The sequence below is a fragment of the Streptomyces sp. NPDC091377 genome (genome assembly GCF_044757045.1).
GTDB lineage: Bacteria > Actinomycetota > Actinomycetes > Streptomycetales > Streptomycetaceae > Streptomyces.
This window is the reverse complement of sequence record NZ_JBIVUE010000009.1, coordinates 71,944-90,190: the sequence shown is the minus strand read 5'-3', so window position 1 is coordinate 90,190 and position 18,247 is coordinate 71,944. Positions and strand designations below refer to the sequence as shown.

17 protein-coding genes are annotated in these 18,247 nt (G+C 72.0%); 13 read left to right on the top strand and 4 right to left on the bottom strand.

Translation table 11 applies throughout. The features are described from left to right. The first annotated feature begins 3 nt into the window (after window positions 1-3). The 11 genes from ACIQNG_RS21080 (at window position 4) to ACIQNG_RS21030 (ending at window position 10,475) form a co-directional block, all read left to right on the top strand. Complete coding sequence (locus ACIQNG_RS21080; protein ID WP_401434992.1) at window positions 4-492, top strand: MarR family winged helix-turn-helix transcriptional regulator; 489 nt, start codon at window positions 4-6, stop codon at window positions 490-492. Then, window positions 489-1,805, top strand: a complete 1,317-nt coding sequence (locus ACIQNG_RS21075) for an MFS transporter (protein WP_401486839.1) — start codon at window positions 489-491, stop codon at window positions 1,803-1,805. The genes ACIQNG_RS21080 and ACIQNG_RS21075 overlap by 4 nt, the downstream gene beginning before the upstream one ends. 342 nt (window positions 1,806-2,147) lie before the next feature. Next, the gene (locus ACIQNG_RS21070; protein WP_401486837.1) at window positions 2,148-2,600 is read left to right on the top strand and encodes a hypothetical protein; all 453 of its coding nucleotides are present in this window, start codon (window positions 2,148-2,150) and stop codon (window positions 2,598-2,600) included. Window positions 2,601-2,706: 106 nt separating this feature from the next. Beyond that, window positions 2,707-3,795, top strand: a complete 1,089-nt coding sequence (locus ACIQNG_RS21065) for a protein kinase family protein (protein WP_401486835.1) — start codon at window positions 2,707-2,709, stop codon at window positions 3,793-3,795. A 55-nt stretch (window positions 3,796-3,850) separates the two neighbouring features. Further along, window positions 3,851-4,123 (top strand): hypothetical protein, encoded by a 273-nt coding sequence (locus ACIQNG_RS21060; protein ID WP_401435000.1) that lies wholly within the window; start codon window positions 3,851-3,853, stop codon window positions 4,121-4,123. 413 nt (window positions 4,124-4,536) lie between these two features. Continuing rightward, a complete protein-coding gene (locus tag ACIQNG_RS21055; protein ID WP_401435003.1) occupies window positions 4,537-5,388 on the top strand; it encodes an ABC transporter ATP-binding protein in 852 nt (283 codons plus the stop codon). A gap of 2 nt (window positions 5,389-5,390) precedes the next feature. Beyond that, a complete protein-coding gene (locus ACIQNG_RS21050; RefSeq protein WP_401486832.1) occupies window positions 5,391-6,149 on the top strand; it encodes an ABC transporter permease in 759 nt (252 codons plus the stop codon). 10 nt (window positions 6,150-6,159) lie between these two features. Further along, window positions 6,160-6,963, top strand: coding sequence for an ABC transporter permease (locus tag ACIQNG_RS21045; RefSeq protein ID WP_401486830.1), 804 nt, complete (start codon window positions 6,160-6,162; stop codon window positions 6,961-6,963). A 230-nt stretch (window positions 6,964-7,193) separates the two neighbouring features. Then, the gene (locus ACIQNG_RS21040; protein ID WP_401486828.1) at window positions 7,194-7,949 is read left to right on the top strand and encodes a (5-formylfuran-3-yl)methyl phosphate synthase; all 756 of its coding nucleotides are present in this window, start codon (window positions 7,194-7,196) and stop codon (window positions 7,947-7,949) included. A 7-nt stretch (window positions 7,950-7,956) separates the two neighbouring features. Continuing rightward, entirely contained in the window at window positions 7,957-9,360 is a 1,404-nt protein-coding gene (locus ACIQNG_RS21035; RefSeq protein ID WP_401486826.1) for an aldehyde dehydrogenase family protein, read from the top strand. Window positions 9,361-9,362: 2 nt separating this feature from the next. Continuing rightward, entirely contained in the window at window positions 9,363-10,475 is a 1,113-nt protein-coding gene (locus tag ACIQNG_RS21030; protein WP_401487150.1) for an NAD(P)-dependent alcohol dehydrogenase, read from the top strand. A 19-nt stretch (window positions 10,476-10,494) separates the two neighbouring features. Here the strand turns inward: ACIQNG_RS21030 and ACIQNG_RS21025 are convergent, their stop codons facing one another. Further along, entirely contained in the window at window positions 10,495-11,400 is a 906-nt protein-coding gene (locus ACIQNG_RS21025; protein ID WP_401486824.1) for a class I SAM-dependent methyltransferase, read from the bottom strand. Window positions 11,401-11,838: 438 nt separating this feature from the next. Here ACIQNG_RS21025 and ACIQNG_RS21020 point away from each other — a divergent pair, with 438 nt between their 5' ends. Next, the gene (locus tag ACIQNG_RS21020) at window positions 11,839-12,873 is read left to right on the top strand and encodes a dioxygenase (RefSeq protein ID WP_401486822.1); all 1,035 of its coding nucleotides are present in this window, start codon (window positions 11,839-11,841) and stop codon (window positions 12,871-12,873) included. Window positions 12,874-13,566: 693 nt separating this feature from the next. Here the strand turns inward: ACIQNG_RS21020 and ACIQNG_RS21015 are convergent. Both ACIQNG_RS21015 and ACIQNG_RS21010 read right to left on the bottom strand, forming a co-directional pair. Beyond that, complete coding sequence (locus tag ACIQNG_RS21015) at window positions 13,567-14,598, bottom strand: LacI family DNA-binding transcriptional regulator (RefSeq protein WP_401486819.1); 1,032 nt, start codon at window positions 14,596-14,598, stop codon at window positions 13,567-13,569. Window positions 14,599-15,013: 415 nt separating this feature from the next. Next, window positions 15,014-16,951 carry a glycosyltransferase family 2 protein gene (locus tag ACIQNG_RS21010; RefSeq protein WP_401486818.1) on the bottom strand — a complete coding sequence of 646 codons (1,938 nt, stop codon included), beginning with the start codon at window positions 16,949-16,951 and terminating at the stop codon, window positions 15,014-15,016. A gap of 153 nt (window positions 16,952-17,104) precedes the next feature. Between ACIQNG_RS21010 and ACIQNG_RS21005 the strand changes: the two genes are divergently transcribed. Beyond that, the gene (locus ACIQNG_RS21005; RefSeq protein WP_401486816.1) at window positions 17,105-17,488 is read left to right on the top strand and encodes a winged helix-turn-helix transcriptional regulator; all 384 of its coding nucleotides are present in this window, start codon (window positions 17,105-17,107) and stop codon (window positions 17,486-17,488) included. A 36-nt stretch (window positions 17,489-17,524) separates the two neighbouring features. On the opposite strand, the gene ACIQNG_RS21000 is transcribed toward ACIQNG_RS21005, so the two are convergent. Beyond that, window positions 17,525-18,199 carry a rhomboid-like protein gene (locus ACIQNG_RS21000; protein ID WP_401486814.1) on the bottom strand — a complete coding sequence of 225 codons (675 nt, stop codon included), beginning with the start codon at window positions 18,197-18,199 and terminating at the stop codon, window positions 17,525-17,527. Between the last annotated feature and the right edge of the window lie 48 nt (window positions 18,200-18,247).

Sequence of the window (18,247 nt, the reverse complement as noted above, 5' to 3'; positions counted from 1 at the left end):
GCTGTGACAAACGTCGACCCCACAGCCCTGCCCGACCCCTGGCATGCGCTGCACGAGCTGCTGGCCGCCCTGGACGCCGAGATCGAACAGGTCTATGTGGAGCGCGGGGTCACCGGAGTGCGGCCACGGTTCGCGTATCCGCTGATCCGTCTGGCCCACACCGGCCCCCTCACGATCCGCGAACTGGCGACGTCCCTGCACCGCTCGCACTCCGCGCTCAGTCAGACGATCGCCGCCATGCGCAAGGAGGGCCTGGTCACCTCGGAGCCGGGACCGGACGCCCGCACCCGGCGGATCGACCTGACGGACCGCGGCCGGGCCCTGGTCCCCTTCCTGGAGGCCGAGTGGCGCGCCACGCACGCGTCCCTCGCCGAACTCGACGCCGAGGTCCCGCACCCCCTGACCGAGGTGGTCGCGGACCTGCGCGGGGCACTGGAACACCGCTCCATGCGCCGGCGCATCCTCGACCACCTGGTCGAGCCGCCGCGATGAGGGCACGCGTCCGCTTCCTCGACACCCGCCCCCTGCGCTCCAGTCGCCCCTTCCGCGACCTGTGGATCGGCACCTCGATGTCCCAACTCGGCGGCCAGACGGCCAACGTGGCGGTGCTCGCCCAGGTCTGGGAGCTGACCGGCAGCCCGATCGGCACCGGCGCCATCGGACTCGCGTCCGGCCTGCCCCTGCTGCTGTTCGGACTGCTCGGCGGCACACTGGCGGACGCCGTGGACCGACGGGCGGTGGTACGGGCCACCACCGCGGGCCAGTTCGTGGCGGCGGCGGGGCTGTGCGCGCAGGCCCTGGCGGACAACCGGAGCGTGCTCCTGCTGCTCACCCTGGTCGCCGCCGGGTCCTCCTGCAGCGCGCTCGGCGCCCCGGCCCGCCGTACCTTCCCGGTGCGGCTGCTGCCCGCGGACCAGGTCGCGGCCGGCCTCGCCCTGACCAACCTTTCCTTCCAGGCGGCGATGCTCGCCGGACCCGCGGCGGCCGGCCTGATCATCGCCCACTGGGATTTCCCTGCCGCCTACGCCGTACAGGCGATGGCCGTGGCGATCTCGATGGTCGCGGTGATCCGACTCCCGGCCATGAAGCCGCGGGGGACCACCACGGACGACGGCACGCGCCGCCCCCGGGCGCAACGCGGCGGCTGGTCCGTCGTCCTGCGCCGCCCGACCCTGTGGGGCTCGTTGGCCACCGACCTCTCCGCGACCCTGCTGGCCATGCCGATCGCGCTCTTCCCGCTGGTCAACGAGGCCCGCTTCGACGGCGACCCGCAGACGCTCGGACTGTTCCTGTCGGCCGTCGCCGTCGGCGGCATCACGGCCGGCCTGCTCTCCGGCACGGTCACCCGCTGGCGCCGCAGCGGCCTGGTCCAACTGACCGCGGCCTGCGTCTGGGGCCTGGCCCTGGCGGGGTTCGGCCTGGCCGGGCCCCTGTGGCTGACCCTCGGCTGCCTCGCCGTGGCCGGCGCCGCCGACACCGTCTCCGTGATCACCCGCAGCGCCCTGGTCCAACTGGAGACACCGGACGCGTACCGGGGCCGGGTCTCGTCGGTGGAGCACGTGATCGGCGTCGCGGGACCGGAACTCGGCAACTTCCGCGGCGGCCTTGTCGCGTCCGCCACCTCCGCCTCCTTCTCCCTGGTGACCGGCGGACTGTCGGCCGTCCTGGCGATCGCCGCCGTGGCCGCGGCCAATGGCCCGCTGCGGGCCTACCGCACCCCGACGCCCACCGACGCCCCGCCCATCGACCCCCCGCCTGCTGGGCCGCCACCGCCCACCGAGGCAGTGAAGGCCGTCGGCCAGTAGGAGGGCTGGACGAGGCCGTCGGCCCGACCCGCGATGAACTCCCGGCCCGTACCCCGACAAGGGACGTCCGTAGGACGGGGCCCGCGCCCGTGGTGAGCGCCCCGGCGACACCGCCCCCCGCCGGCCCCGGCCCGCACCGCCGCGACGGCCACAACGGCCCCCGCCCGCCCCGGCGGTGACGGCCTGTCCCGTGCCCCCGGGCCCACGCCTATGATCACTGGGCCGACCGCCCGAGCGGTGGCGATCGCCGTCCCGGACCGAGCGGTACCGCGACGACGCACGGGACAAGCCCGGCCCCTGCTCGGACGGGGGTCGGACGGGGAAGAAGGGTGGGAGCCCAGCGTGGGCAAGGGTGGGGAGTCCATACCGGACGAGGAGTGGGAACGCTTCCTGCGAGAGGCCGAGCCCGCGCCCGGCACCAAGGGCGAGGAAGTGCCCGAGGAACCGTCCGCGCGCGCCCGGATGGTGACCCGGCGGCTCCAGGAGCGCAGCGGCCCGCCGGAGCCGTGGCGCGGTCACCAGCCTCCCCGGCGCCGGGGAGGCAAGGGCCGGTACGTGGTCGGCCTCCTGGCCCTGGCCGCCGTACTGGTCGTGGCGCTGGATCCCGGACGGGTCACCGGGTGGTTCGGGGACGAGGACCCAGGCGCCCCGCTCGCCGCGGAGTCGGAGCACCCGGACCAGGATTCACCCCCGGGAGACGGTCCCGAGGTCGACCCCTACCACCGGAGCGAGTCGATGGAGACGCGGATGCGGGAGTCCGGTGACGCGGGATGCGGGACCGCCACCCGCTTCTGAGACGGCCCGGCGGGCCGTCCGGCCGGACGGCCGTGCGTCTCCCGTACGGCCTCCACGGTACGCTCGGGCGCGTCCTCGGCGGTGATGTCGGGGGCTGGAGGCATCGGTGAGGACCCCTGACCCGTCCCGAGGTGCCCGCCTGGCGGCCCACGGCGCCGTCGCCACGTCGCTGGCCCTGTGCGGCGACCGCAGACTCCGCGAACTCCTGGACGCCGCCACCCCGATGGGCTCCGGCATCGGTGGGCAGACGGCCCTGCTGGAGGTCGAGGGCACCCCCGTCTTCGTCAAACAGGTACGCCTCACCGATCTGGAGCTACGGCCGGAGCACCTGCACTCCACGGCGAATCTCTTCGGGCTGCCCCTCTTCACCCACTACGGCGTCGGCACGATCGGCGGCCCGGGATTCGGCGCCTGGCGGGAGCTGGCCGTGCACACCATGACCACGAACTGGGTGATCGCGGGCGACCACGAGGGCTTCCCCCTGCTGCATCACTGGCGGGTGCTGCCCGACCCCGGCCGGCCGCTTCCCGAGGAACTGGCCGATGTGGAACGGGCCGTCACGCACTGGGGCGGCGGCCCGGCCGTACGCCGCCGCATCGAGGCCCTCCGGGATTCCTCGGCGAGCCTCACCCTGTTCCTGGAGTACGTCCCGCGGAACCTGCACGACTGGCTGGGCGTCCGGATCGGCGCCGACGACGGGACGGCCGCTCGCGCCTGCGCCATGGTGGTCAGCGAGCTGACGGCCGGCGTCTCGTTCATGAACGCCCGCGGCCTGCTGCACTTCGATGTCCACTTCGAGAACATCCTCACCGACGGCCGACGGCTCTACTTCACCGACTACGGCCTCGCGATCTCCTCCCGTTTCGACCTCGCGCGGGACGAGGCCGACTTCGTCGCCCGGCACGACACCTACGACCGCTCCTACGCCGCCACCCACCTGGTGAACTGGCTGGCCGTCGCGCTCTACGGGCACGGTCCCGAGGAGCGCCGGGTGTTTGTGCGCGCCTGGGCCCGGGGGGAGCCGCCGCAGGGGATCCCCGCGTCGATCGCGGCGACCCTGGTCCGGCACGCGCCGATCGCCGCGGTCATGGGGGACTTCTCCCGCCGGTTCCGGCAGGAGAGCCGGACGGTCCCCTACCCGCTGGAGGCCATCCGCCGGATCGAGGCCGAAGCGGTTCTCGGTCCGCACCGGTGAGCGGTCCGGCATCGGGCCCGGTCCGATTGTCAGTGGTGGCTGCGAGGCTGTGCGGATGGACCGTGATGATGAGCAGCTGCTGCGCGGCAGGGTCTACGGCGCGGATCCGCGCAGCCCGGGCCCGGTCGAGGGGCAGCGCTACGTAGAACTGGTCGGCGGCCCCCTGGACGGCCTGCTCCTGGACATCACCGGCTGGACCCGGACCGAGCGGGACGCCGGTGCCGTGCTCCGCACGGAACTGGGACGCTTCGGCCCGGGCGGCCGGGCGCTGTACGAACCCCGCCCGGACGATCCGGACCGCTGGGACTGGGTCGGCGACAGCCCCTGACCGCCCCGCCCGCATTCCCGGAAGACGCCCGCGTGGGGTCGCGGCGGACCATCCCTTCGGTACGCACCACGAGCAAGCGGCTCGGACTCCACCACGGGAAGAGCGACTACCACCCCCGACCGCCGTCACAGTCCCACCTCTCCCCGGACTCGCCCGCCTGGAATTCACCGGGGAAGAACCCGATTGTTTCTCGTCGGCAGCGCTGAATCCCGAAGCGGGAACGGGCTGTTGTTTCGGAATTCAATTCGGTAGCTTGCCGGTGACGCCCGCCGCGCAAGTGCGGGATTTCGGAGGACAGCGCAATGGGAAAACAGGGGCACACGTGTGCCGAAAACCAGGGCGGACCCGCTCTCGTACGGGCCCGGGGCCTGGTGAAGCGCTTCGGTGAATTCACCGCGGTCGACGGTATCGATTTGGACCTGCACGCGGGAGTCGCCTTCGGCCTGCTCGGGCCGAACGGCGCCGGGAAAACAACGACCATGCGCATGCTGAGCTGTGTCAGCGTACCGTCCGGCGGCGAACTCAGGATCCTGGGCCGCGATCCGGCCCGCGAGCAGACCCGGATCCGCGAACGGCTGGGAATCTGCCCTCAGACGGACAATCTCGACCTGGATCTGACCGTTCTCGAAAACATCACCACGTACGCGCGGTATTTCGGCATGTCCCGGAGACGGGCGCTCGACAGGGCGGCCGAACTCCTGGAGTTCGCCCGGCTGGAGGACCGGGCCGGGGACCGGGTGCAGTCCCTGTCCGGAGGGATGAAGCGCCGCCTCACCATCGCCCGCGCTCTGGCGAACGAACCCGACATCGTGCTGCTGGACGAGCCGACCACCGGACTGGACCCCCAGGCCCGGCACCTGCTGTGGGAGCGGCTGTTCCGGCTCAAGCAACGCGGCACCACCCTGGTGATCAGCACCCACTACATGGACGAGGCGGAGCAGTTGTGCGACCGGCTCGTGATCATGGACGGTGGCCGGATCGCCGCCGAGGGATCGCCGCGGGAGCTGATCGCGACGCATTCCAGCCCCGAGGTGGTCGAGCTGCGCTTCGGCTACGACGCCGCTGACACCTACGCCGGAAGGCTGGACGGCATCGGCGACCGCGTCGACCCGCTGGCGGACCGCGTCCTGGTCTACGCCCGGGACGGAGACGCGGTCGTGGACGAAGTGCACCGGCGCGGACTGCGACCGGCGAGTGTGCTGGTACGCAGGTCCACACTCGAAGACGTCTTCCTCCGGCTCACCGGCCGGGCACTGGTGGAGTAGCGATGGTCCAGCCCTCCCTCGCCGTGCTCGAACGGCACCTGCTCCTGTACCGCCGGCTCTGGAAAGCGTCGGTGTTCTCCTTCTTCGCCCTGCCCCTTCTGTTCCTGGTCAGCATCGGCGCCGGGGTGGGCGGCTACGTCGGTGAGGTCGACGGCGTCCCCTACCTGGACTGGATCGCCCCGGGCATCCTGGCCGCGACGGCGTACCAGATCGCCGCCAACGAGTCGACGTACGGCGTCCTCAGCGAATTCGAATGGGTCGGCGGCATCCACGCCATGCGCGGCACACGCGTGACGATCCGGGACATGATCGCCGGCTGGCTGCTGTACCTCCTGTGCGTGGTGACCCTGTCCGTCGCCGCGTTCCTGGCCATCGCCTGGACCTTCGGCGCGCTGCACTCGCCCTGGGCACTGACCGTGCCCCTGGTGTGCGCGCTGCTCACCCCGGGCGCCGCGGGACCGACCATGGCGTTCGCGGCGTCCATCCGCAACGACGGCTACTTCGAACTGCTGATCCGCTTCGTCGTCATCCCCACCACCCTGTTCGCCGGAGTCTTCTTCCCCGTCGGTGAACTCCCCGACGGCTTCCGGCAGCTCGCCCACGCCTCGCCGCTGTGGCACGGCGTCGAGCTGTGCCGCGCCGCCAGCCTGGGAACCCCGCCCGCCTGGCCGGTGGCCTGGCACATCGGATACCTGCTGCTGTGGGCGGTGGCGGGCTGGATCTGCGCCGAGGCGGCCTTCCGCCGTCGGCTCGCGAGCTGAGAGAGGCACCATGCTCACCCACGCCGTCGCCGGACGCTTCTCCGCGCACCGGTCCGCCGCAGTGGTCAGACGCAACGCACGAGCCATGCAGACCGGGCCCTCGGCCTGGCTCCTGGTCCTGGCCGGCCTGGTCGAGCCATTGTTCTACCTGCTGTCCATCGGCCTCGGGGTCGGCAGCCTCATCGCGAAGGACATCGCCTACCAGGGACACCGGATCCCCTACGCCGACTTCGTCGCCCCCGCCATGCTCGCCACCTCGGCGATGACGGCGGCGTTCTCGACCGTCACCTTCGCCTTCTTCGCGAAGCTCCGGCAGTCCAAGGTGTACGAAGCGGTCCTCGTCACCCCCGTCACCCCGGCGGAGGTCGCCGTCGCCGAAGTGGTGTGGAGCGCCCTGCGCGGGGCGGTGTACTGCGGGCTGTTCCTGGTCACGATGGTGCTCCTGGGCACGGTCACCCCCGGCTGGGCGCTGCTCGCCCTCCCGGCGTCCGTCCTGGCGGTGATCGCGTTCGCCGCGCTCGGTCTGGCGGCCAGCACCCTGATGCGCGGCTGGCACGACTTCGACGCGCTCACCACCGCCCAGATGGCACTGTTCCTGTTCTCCGGAACCTTCTCGCCCGTCCAGGACTACCCCGGCGCCGCACAGATCCTGGTCGAGCTGACCCCCCTGTACCACGCGGTCGAACTGCTCCGCCGCATCTGCGTCGGCGACCCCGGCCCCCACCTGCTCTGGCACGTCGGCTACCTGCTGGCGATCACGGGCCTGTGCCTGACGTTCGCCGCCCGCCGCATCCACGCCCTCGTCCACGACTGAACCGATGCCGTCGGGACAACCGGCCCCCGGTGCGCGGATGCGACCGCTGTGGCACATCCGCGGACCGGCGTGGACGGCGCGCGCACGAGGCGGGGAATGATCCGAGAGGCACCCGCACGCCCTGTCGGCAGCCCAGGAGTCACCGTGATGATAAGCGGACCTCAAGTGAACCAGGCGTCACCGCACCTCCGCGCCGCGGCCCGGTGGCGAGGCGGTGGAAGGAGTCCACCTTGTTGCTTCTCATCTCACCGGACAGCGTCGAAGAGGCTCTGGAGTGCGCGAAGGCGGCGGAGCACCTCGACATCGTGGACGTCAAGAAGCCCGACGAGGGCTCCCTCGGAGCGAACTTCCCCTGGGTCATCCGGGAGATCAGGGACGTGGTCCCCGCGGACAAGCCGGTCTCCGCCACCGTGGGGGACGTACCGTACAAGCCCGGCACGGTGGCCCAGGCCGCGCTCGGCGCGACCGTCTCCGGCGCCACGTACATCAAGGTCGGCCTCTACGGCTGTACGACGCCCGGCCAGGCCGTCGACGTCATGAGCGCCGTCGTACGGGCGGTGAAGGACCACCGGCCCGACGCGCTCGTGGTCGCCTCCGGTTACGCCGACGCCCACCGGATCGGCTGTGTCAGCCCGCTCGCGCTGCCCGACATCGCCCGCCGCTCCGGCTCCGACGCGGCCATGCTCGACACCGCGATCAAGGACGGGACCCGGCTGTTCGACCACGTTCCGCCCGACGTCTGCGCGGAGTTCGTCCGGCTGGCCCACGCCTCCGGGCTGCTCGCCGCCCTCGCGGGCAGTGTGCGGAAGGAGGACCTCGGCGCACTGACCCGTATCGGCACCGACATCGTGGGGGTCCGCGGCGCGGTCTGCGAGGGAGGCGACCGGGACGCCGGACGGATCCAGCCGCGGATGGTGGCGGCGTTCCGGGCCGAGATGGACCGCCACGCCCGGGAGTCCGAGGCCACGGCCGGCGTCGCGAGCTGACCGCCGCATGCCGACCGGCCGGCCCCGCCGCGCACCAGGAACCCGCGCGGCCTGCTTCGCCGTCCTCGACCCGGCGACGGGCGAGCCGTTCGAGGACGCTCCCGATCAGCGACCGGAGGAACTGGACGCCGTCGTCGGCCGGGCGCACACGGCCTGGCACGACTGGCGTACCGACCGGGCCGCCCGCACCACCGCGTTGCTGGCGGCGGCGGACGCCGTGGACACGGCCGCGGCCGAACTGGCCCCCCTGCTCACGCGGGAACAGGGCAAGCCCCTGGCCGAGTCGTACGCCGAGATCGCCCGCACCGCGGCCCGGCTGCGCTACTTCGCCGAACTGGACCCCGGGACCCAGCCGATCACGGACGGCCGGCCGGTGCGCAGCGAGATCCGCTGGCGGTCCCTCGGGCCCGTCGCCGCGATCGTGCCGTGGAACTTCCCGCTCCAGCTCGCGTCGGCGAAGTTCGCGCCCGCGCTCGCGGCGGGCAACACGGTGGTGCTCAAGCCGTCCCCGTACACCCCCCTGGCCACCCGGCTCCTGGCCTCCGTGCTCTCCGCCGCCCTCCCCGAGGACGTCCTGACGGTCGTCACCGGCCGGGAGCCGCTGGGCGCCCGCCTCGCCTCACATCCAGGCATCCGCCATGTGACCTTCACCGGATCGATCCCCACGGGCCGGGCCGTCGCCCGCGGCGCGGCGGCCACCCCGGCCCGGGTCACCCTGGAACTGGGCGGCAACGACGCCGCCGTCCTCCTGGACGACGTGCGGGTGGAGCGGATCGCCGACCGGCTGTTCTGGGCGGCGTTCCGCAACTGCGGGCAGGTCTGCATGGCCGTCAAACGCGTCTACGCCCCCGCCCGGCTCCACGCCCAGGTGGTCGAGGCCCTCGCGGAACGCGCGAGGACCACCGTCGTGGGCGCCGGACTCCACCCGGACTCCCGGCTGGGCCCGGTCAACAACGCCCCCCAACTGGCCCGGGTCGAACACTGCACGGCCCAGGCCCTCGCCGAGGGCGCGCGAGCCGCCGCCGGCGGACACCGACTGGACGGACCGGGCTACTTCTTCGCCCCCACCGTCCTCACCGACGTCCCACCCGACAGCCCCGTGGTGAGGGAGGAGCAATTCGGCCCGGTCCTGCCGGTGCTGCCGTACCGGAACCTCGACGAAGCCGTCGCGGCGGCCAACGGCACCGGCTTCGGGCTGGGCGGCTCGGTGTGGGGCACCGACCTCGACCGGGCCGAGGCGGTCGCCGACCGGCTGGAGTGCGGCACGGCGTGGATCAACCACCACGCCGAACTCTCCCTCGCCCAGCCCTTCGCCGGCATCAAGGAGAGCGGTGTCGGAGTCGCGGGCGGCCCGTGGGGGCTGTACGGCAACCTCACTCCGTTCGTCGTGCACCGCCCGGAGGAGCCATGACCCTGACCTTCCGCGCCGCCGTGCTGCGTTCGTACGAGGCCAAGTTCACCGTGGAGGACGTACGGCTGAACACCGGGCCGACCCACGGTGAGCTGCTGGTCAGGATCGCGGGCTGCGGGATGTGCCGGACCGATCTCGCGGTACGCCGCTCGGCGGGCCGCTCGCCCCTGCCCGCGGTCCTCGGCCACGAGGGTGCCGGGACCGTGGTGGAGACCGGCGGACCGGACACCGGGCCACGCGTCGGCGACCACGTCGTCCTGAGCTTCGACTCCTGCGGACAGTGCCGCAACTGCCTGCGCGCGGCCCCCGCCTACTGCGACTCCTTCGCCGCCCTCAACCTCTTCGGCGGACGCGAGGAGCACCCGGCACGGTTCACCGACGCGACCGGGGGAGCGCTGGCGCCCCGATGGTTCGGCCAGTCCTCGTTCGCCGAGTACGCCCTCGTCCCGGCCCGCAACGCCGTCGTGGTCGACCCCGCCCTGCCGGTCGAACTGCTCGGCCCGCTCGGCTGCGGCTTCCTCACCGGCGCCGGGGCGATCCTCAACACCTTCGGCGCGGGCCCGGGCGACACCGTCGCCGTGCTCGGCGCGGGCCCGGTGGGACTGGCCGCGGTGATGGCGGCGACCGCGGCCGGAGCGGTGACCGTGGCCGTCGACCGGAACCCCGTACGACTGGCCCTCGCCGAACGCTTCGGCGCGACCCCGCTGCCCGCCACCACCCCCGCCCTCCCCGACCGCATCCGGCGCCTGACCGACGGAGGCGCCCGGTACGCCCTGGACACCACCGCCTCCCCCCACCTCATCAACGACGCGCTACGCGCCCTGCGTCCCACCGGCCACCTCGCCCTGGCGGCACGGCTCCACACCCCGCTCTCCCTTGAGGTGGGCACCCTGGACCGGGGCCGCGGGATCTCCCACCTCTGCGAGGGGGACGCCGTCCCGGGTGTGCTGATCCCGAGGCTCACCGCGCTCTGGCAGGCGGGACTGTTCCCCTTCGAGCAGCTGATCCGCACCTATCCCCTCGCCGACATCGACCGGGCGGAACAGGACTGCGAGGCGGGCCGAGTGGTCAAGCCCGTCCTGCTTCCCGACCGCACCGGCCACCCCCACGACTGACCGCCGCCCGACGCCGCCGCTACGAGCGCGGTTTGTCCGCGAACACCCACCGATTGCCCTCCAGGGCGTCATGCGGCTCGGGCAGCGGGCCACGCCCGTGCCGCTCGGTGAACTCGAAGGGACTGTGCACGCTGGTGGACCAGCCCCGGCCCGCCAGATCACCCGCGGAGTCAGGACGCTGCTCCAGGGCGAAGAGGCCGATCAGGTCGATGCCGATCTGCTCTCTGGTCGCGGTGTAGATCGAGCTGTCGCGGAAGGCCGCCAGATCCTCCTCCAGCTTGGCCTCGTAGGCCAGGGCACTGCCCTCGGCGCTCAACCGGTCGATCAGGCCGATGAGCTGTGTCTCGGCACTCCGGGGAAGGTAGAACAGCACCCCTTCGACCAGCCACACGCTCGGCGCGGACGGGTCGAAACCGGCCCCGGTCAGCGCCGTCACCCAGTCGTCGCGCAGATCCGCCGGCACGGCGACACGCGCTGCCTTCGGCTCGGCCGACAGCCCGGCGAGCACCTCGTGCTTGAACGCCAGGACGCCCTCCCGGTCGACCTCGAAGACCACACACCCCTCCGGCCAGCCGAGCCGGAACGCACGGGTGTCCAACCCCGCCCCGAGCAGCACCACTTGGCGTGCCCCCGCACCCGCCGACCGCAACAGGAAGTCGTCGAACACCTTCGTCCGCAGTCCGAAGTACCGCGCGAACCGCCCCCACAGCGGGTTCGTGTCCCCGCCCGGAACCTGATGCGAACGGACCGGCCACCCCGCCGACGCCGGGGCCGCGCGCACGAAGTGCTCGGCGAACCTGTCCTGCGCCAGGCTGTCGTCCCGGTGGGTCTCGATCGCCCGCGCGGCGGCGACCAGCAGCGCGGTCACCCCGACGCCCCCGTCCACCCCTTCCGCACCTGAGTTCCGTCGAGCCGTGTCGACCATGTGTCCTCCCGTGACACCAGCGCAGAGCAACCCGGAAACCGGCCTCCGCAGGGGCAGCGCCGATCCCCGCCGCGGAAGCCTCCCCACTGTCCGGCCACCGGCCGCGGCACCAGAGGGCAACCCCACCGCATTCACCCGATCTGATGAGGGCCCGCCGGACGTGCGAAGACCCGCCGCTCGCACAACCCTCCGATCAGCGACGCCGACCGGGCGAAGAACGGCCACACAAGGCCGAACGCCTCCCGAGCCCCACCCCCACCGAGGAATGATGCTGCTACGCAGTCGCCGCCCGCGGCGCACCGCTGCGTCTGCCGTAGGAGCACCCGCGCATCCACAGGGAGTCGACCCATGCAGACCAGCGCGGCGGCCCGGCGCTCCGGCGACCCGGCGCTCCTCGCACCGCTTCCCGGCTGACACCGTCGCATCGAAGGGACTGCCATGGCGTATGAACACTCCGCACCCGAAGACACCACGCCCGTACACACGCTGCCGCACGTACACACGCAGCACCACCACACGGCACTGAACCACTCGGCCGACGGCACAGCCCCCGACCCCGGCGGCCCCGGCGCCCGCCGGGAGCAAGCGGTGACCGACAAGGCGGTGACCAGTTTCGCCACGGCGCACGACGAGCGACTGCGTGAGGTGATGCAGGCGCTCGTCCGGCACACCCACGCGTTCGTCCGGGAGGTCCGGCTCTCCGAGGACGAATGGAGGCAGGCCGTCGCGTTCCTGACCGCGGTCGGGCATACGACGACGGCCACCCGCCAGGAGTTCGTGCTCCTGTCGGACGTGCTCGGCCTCTCCATGCTCACCGTCACGGTGAACGACTCCGCACCTGACGCGGCCCCGGTGCGGGACGGGGTCAGCGAATCGGCCGACGCCACCGAGGCAACAGTCTTTGGACCCTTCTTCCTGGAGGACTCGCCCGGTATCGAACCCGGCGGGGACATCGCCCGAGGTGCCGTCGGCGAGCCGGCCTGGATCAGCGGCACCGTGTCCGACCCGGGCGGCCGTCCGATCGCCGGGGCCAGGATCGAGGTCTGGGAGGCCGACTCCGACGGGATGTACGACGTCCAGTACGACGGCGGCCGTCGCGCGGCCCGAGGGCACCTGCACACCGACGCCGAGGGCCGCTACCGGTTCTGGGGGCTCACCCCCACGCCCTACCCGATCCCCGCCGACGGGCCCGTCGGCCGGTTGCTGGACGCCGCCCGACGTTCCCCGATGCGGGCATCCCACCTGCACTTCATGGTGACCGCGTCCGGGTTCCGCCGACTCGTTACCCACATCTTCGTCGCCGGCGACCCGTACCTCGGCACCGACTCCGTCTTCGGTGTCAAGGAGTCACTCGTCCACGACTTCGTACGCCATGAACCCGGTACGCCGACCCCGGACGGCCGGGTGATCGCCGGAACCTGGACGTCGGCGGTCTTCGACATCGTCCTGCCGGCCGAGGAACCCTCCCACTGACCTTCGCGGACCGCCCCTGACCTGGCGAGACCCGGCAAGGCGCACCGGCCGTCCCGGTACGGCCCGCTCCCCGTGGACGCCGCCGAACTGCGGTGCCCCGCACGGCACTTCACGTCCTGACGCGCGGCGGCCGAGTGCTGCGCGGGGTCTGGACAGCCCTCCGAGAGCGTGCTGTCATACCGCTGTCAGCGAATTTCTAACGTTGAAAGGGCCGTGTCGCCGAACCTGCCCCATCCGGTGTGCAGCTCTCACCCCGCGGGCTTCCTCCCCGAACCCCGCGCCTCTGCCCCGGCGGTCGGACCCGGTCACGGCCTCTGTCCGAGGAAAGGTTCGATGACACGACACGACACCCGCCCCAGAGCCGGAAGCAGCGCCCACGACAAGACCGGGAGCCGGGTCAGGGTCCGCGCCAAAGGCTGGGCCAGAGCGCTGGCGTTGTGCGCCGCCGCGGCCCTGCTACTGCCGCCGAGCGGGATGCCCCCCACCGCGTCAGCAGCTTGACGCCCCGCTTCTTCGCCTCGTCCTTGATGGACCGGGTCTCGGCGATACGGAACGGATTGGCCTCCTTCTCCGACTGGGAGGTGCACGCAGTGCGCGGAACGCCGGGAGTGGCCCGGGCGTCACAGGACCGGGCTGTGCGGGGCCGGACGGGGCGGGGCGGGATGGGGTGGTGCGGGGCGGGGCGGGGTGGAGTCACCCGCGTCGGTGCACGGCTGACGCCCGCCCCAGGGTGCTCTCCCGCTCCACCAGCCGGTAGTCCGCCCAGACGCGGTGCGGTTCGGACACCTCGTCGCCGCCGAGCCGGGCCAGCACCGACTCCACGGCGAGCCGGCCGATGGCTTCCTTGTCCGGCGACACGGAGGTGAGCGTGACCGCGCTGAAGCGCCCCTCGACCACATCGTCGAAGCCGACGACCGCGATGTCCTCGGGAACACGCAGGCCCCATTCGAAGAGCACACGCATCGCGCCGATGGCCATGGGGTCGTTGTAGGCGAAGACGGCGTCGGGGCGCCGTCCGGAAGCCAGAAGGCGGCGCATGGCGTCGGCTCCGTCCGCGTGCCCCCAGCCGTCGGTGGCGGCGACGAGCCCCTCGTCGGCCGGGAGACCGGCGGCGGCCAGTTCCTCGCGCCAGCCGCGCACCCGGAGTTGAGCGGGCCCGCTGCGTCCGCGCCGGGCACCGATGAACGCCACCTCCCGGCGCCCGAGTCCGACCAGATGCCGGACCGCGGCCCGGGCGGCGGCGACGTTGTCGATGGCGATGTGGTCGTACGGCAGGTCGTAGTCGCGTTCGCCGAGCAGCACCAACGGAACGTTCTCCGCGCGGTCGCTGAGGTCTTCGGCCTCCAACTCGATGGGGCTGAGGATGAGCCCGTCGATGACCCGCGCCCGGAAGCCCTGGCTGACCAGGATCTCCTGCTCGCGACGGCCCCCGGTGTGGTCCAGCAGCACGATGTACTCGTGCGCTGCCGCCGCGTCGATGACGGCCGCCGCGAGTTCGGCGAAGTAGGGGTTGCCGAGTTCGGGCAGGGCGAGCGCGATGATGCCCGTACGGCCTTTGCGCAGATGCCGGGCGGCCAGGTTGGGGCGGTAGCCGAGCGCGTCGAGGGAGCGCTGGACGCGCTCGCGCATGGCGGGGGTGACGTGCTGGTAGTTGTTCACCACGTTGGAGACGGTCTTGATGGAGACCCCCGCGTGCGCGGCGACGTCCTTGAGGCTGACCCGCACGGCATTCCCCTTTTTCGGAGTTCCGACCGGTCCGGTCGGTGCGGGTACGGGGGTGTCATCGCCCTTGTCGCGGACCGCGCTCCGACTCCCCGCACGTGATCTTTACAACGGTATACAGGCGCCCGCGCCGCACTGACAAGCCGCCGGTCGACAGTCCCCGACGCCGGTCACCGGGCCGTGGAGCGGCGCCCGGACGACCGACATCGTGGGGGACTGAGGGACTGAGGGACTGAGGGACTGAGGGACGGCACGGATGGCACGGACGGGAGAAGTCTGCTCCGCGTACCCGTCGTCGGTCGAGTCGACGGGGCCGGAGCGTCATCGACGCGGGCTCGACGGTTCTCGTGGCGACCGAGGATCGCCGCGCTGCTTCCCCTCGGTTTCCTCTCGCCTTCCTGGCGCTTCCTAGCCGTTCCTAGCGCTTCTTCGCGGGGCCGGGGGTCGGTGACTGGCGGGTCGGGGCGGGGTGTCCGCGGAGGGTGTCGAGGAGGCGCTGGCCCCGGCCGGGTTCGTAGGCGGGGCCTTCCAGCCGGAGCAGAGAGTTGTTCCGGACGACGGCGTAGGCGAGGGGGACCGGGGACTTCGGGAGGGTCACCGGGTGGTGGCCGGACGGCAGCTGAAGCCGCGCGGGCAGCCGCAGGGAGACGGTGTCTCCCTCGGGGACGAGTTCGGCGTCGACCTTGAGGTCCGAGACGCTCACTTGCAGGCGTGCGGTGGAGGTACCGGCGGCGGCCGTGATGCTCGGCAGGGGGAGCGCCTGGTTGGCGCGTGCGGCGTTCTCCGGCGCGACCTCGGCTATCTGCGGTCCGAGTCTTCGCTGGCGCTCGTCGATGTCGAGGGCCAGCTGGTTCTTCACGGTCCAGTAGGGAAGGGCGAGTCGACCGCCGGTGAGGGCGGGAGGCGCGGCCGGGGTGCCGGGGGTGTGGTCGCCGGTGATGCGGACCATCCGGTCGATGCCCAGCAACTGGACGTACGCCCAGACGTCGTGCACCGCACGTGGCAGGGGGCGGCCCCCGGCCAGGCGTTCGGGGTCGAGGCGCAGCAGGCCACTGGCGACGAGCTGGGACCGGCCCGCGCCGAGGGGACGCAGCCGCACCTCCATCTCGCCGTCCGGGTACCACCAGTCCTGGCGGTCGCGGTCCTTGACCACCAGCTCGGCATAGGCCAGGCGGAAGGGGTCGCGGACCTCCCAGCCGTCCTCCGTACCGGGTACGCCGTCCAGCAACTCCGGGTCGAGGAGGAGCTGTGTGTCCCGCTCGACCAGAGTGAGGGGCCGGCCGTCACCGCGCAGCAGGCTGAGCGTGATGTCGGCGACCAGGCTGCCGCCTTCCCAGCGAGGGGCGCCGACCTCGCTGTGGGCCTTGACCTCGCGGACGCGTTCGGCGAGCGCGACCGCGGCGTCGTAGTCGTCGCGTTCGAGGAATTCGGCGCGGAGCCGGGAGACGGCGGAAAGGCCGTCACGCACGGCGGCCGGGAACTCGCTCATCGCCAGTTCGCGGGCGGCCTCGAAGCGGGGACGCTGCTCGGCCGGCTCCTCGCGGAGGATCTCGGGTTCCCGGGTGCGGCCGAGGATCTCGACCTGGTAGAGGCGGTGCAGGAGACGGTTCTGGAGGGCGTCCAGGTCGTCGGACGGGGTCGTCCCGTCCTTGATCTGGCGGGTGATGGTGCGCAGATTGGGCCAGAAACCGTACCGCGGGTTGAACCGGTGCCGGGTGTTGTTGCCGCCGTCGTCCCGCCGCATCCAGTAGTAGCAGGGGTAGTCGGCCAGGATCGAGATCCGCTCGGCCTTGAGGTAGGCGGCGGTGACGAAGAGCTGGTCCTCCATGAACCAGGGGCCCTCCGGGAACCGGAGGCCGTACTGCTCGACGAAGGCACGCCGGAACATCTTGTGCGGGGTCAGGCTCTGCATGAGCTCGTCGTGGTCGACGGTGCAGGCGTCGACCGTGTGCCGGAAGATCCGGCGGGGGCGGACCATGGTGCTGGACATCTTGCCGAGCACCACGTCGGCGTCGTTGCGCTTCGCGTGCTCGTACAGCCGCTCAAGCGCCTCCGGCCCGAGCGTGTCGTCGTGGTCCACGAACTGGATGTACTCGCCGCGGGCATGTCGTATCCCGAGATTGCGTGGCGCACCCGGCCAGCCGGAGTTCGGCTGGGAATGGACCCGCACGTTCGGGTGCTGACCGGCGAGCTTCTCCAGCCGGCCCGGTGTGTCGTCCGTCGACCCGTCATCGACGTAGATCACCTCGTACTCGTCCGCGGGCAGGCTCTGCCCCAGCAGCGACGGGGCGCACTCGTCGATGTATTTCCCGGTGTTGTAGACGGGGACGATCACACTGACCTTGAGTCTCGGCATCTCACGAACTTTACCCGGGGAGACCCGCCCCTCCTGCTCACTCTCCACCGGTGACCAGGAATCCGTAGGAGAGTAAAGTAGGGGACTCGGGCGGTGTATTTTTCGACATTCTCGATGGCCGAGGGTCTGCTGGGGAACGGGAGACAGCATCTGATGGGGACCGGAGAGCAGTTGGAGGGCCTGCCCGAGGACTCCGATCTCAGGCGTGCGGACTCGCTGGCGCGGGAGGTCTTCTCGGAGGTCGCCAACAAATGGGCGCTGCTGATCATCGAGGCGCTCGGTGAGCGCACGCTGCGTTTCAGCGAGCTGCGCAGGGAGGTCGAGGGCGTCAGCCACAAGATGCTCACCCAGAACCTGCGCATGCTGGAACACAACGGGCTGGTGGACCGCGAGGTGTTTCCGACGGTGCCGCCGAGGGTCGAGTACACCCTCACCGAGCCGGGGCGGGCGCTACGGGTCACGGTCGACGCCTTCTGCGACTGGACGCAGCTGTACCTCGACCGGATCGAGGAGGCCCGCCGCCGCTCCGGCTCCTGATACCCCGGGGGCCGCCGACCCGTGGAACCCCGTACCTCACCGCCCCGTGCCCCGTCCGCGCCATCGCCGCGCACCGGCCGCCGGGTCCCAGGCCGCTCCCCGCCCCCAGGTCACCGGGTAGCAGGCCAGCCCGATGAGGACCGCCGTGAAATGCCCGACGTCGGTGAAGGTGCGCCCCGTGAACAGGGGCGGCACGTAGACGGCGAGAACCCCGGCCAGATACACGTACCGCCACGGGGCGACGATCCGGTACGTCAGCACCGCGACCACGCCCGCGAGGGCGTAACTCACGCCCACATCGAGCGTGTTGACCGCAGAATGAGGCGCCAGCCCGTGCCGGATGCCCCACGCCAGGACGCCCTCGCTCATGTACGTGGCCAGCACATGCGCCGTCAGTGCCACCAGCAGCCACCGCGCGGTGCCCAGCCAACGCTCGGCCTGCGCGTGGAACACGCTGTACAGCACGGCGTACGACAGCCAGCCCCCGCCGTCGATCCAGAACGCGCTGGAGATCAGGACCCGGATCGGGTTCGTCGTCAGCTCATGGATGTTCGTGGAGCGCTGCCGCAGGAAGTCGTTCTCGAAGTCGGACGACATGTGGTGCAGGAGAACGGTGGTCACCAGGAGCGCGGCGAGCCAGATGTACGTACCGGGCGCCGCGCGCACATACCCGGCCACCGCCCGCCCGGCCCGCCGGAGCTGCGTTCGCATGCCCTGATTCACCCACGGGACGCGCACGAGCGCGGTGACCGACACCCC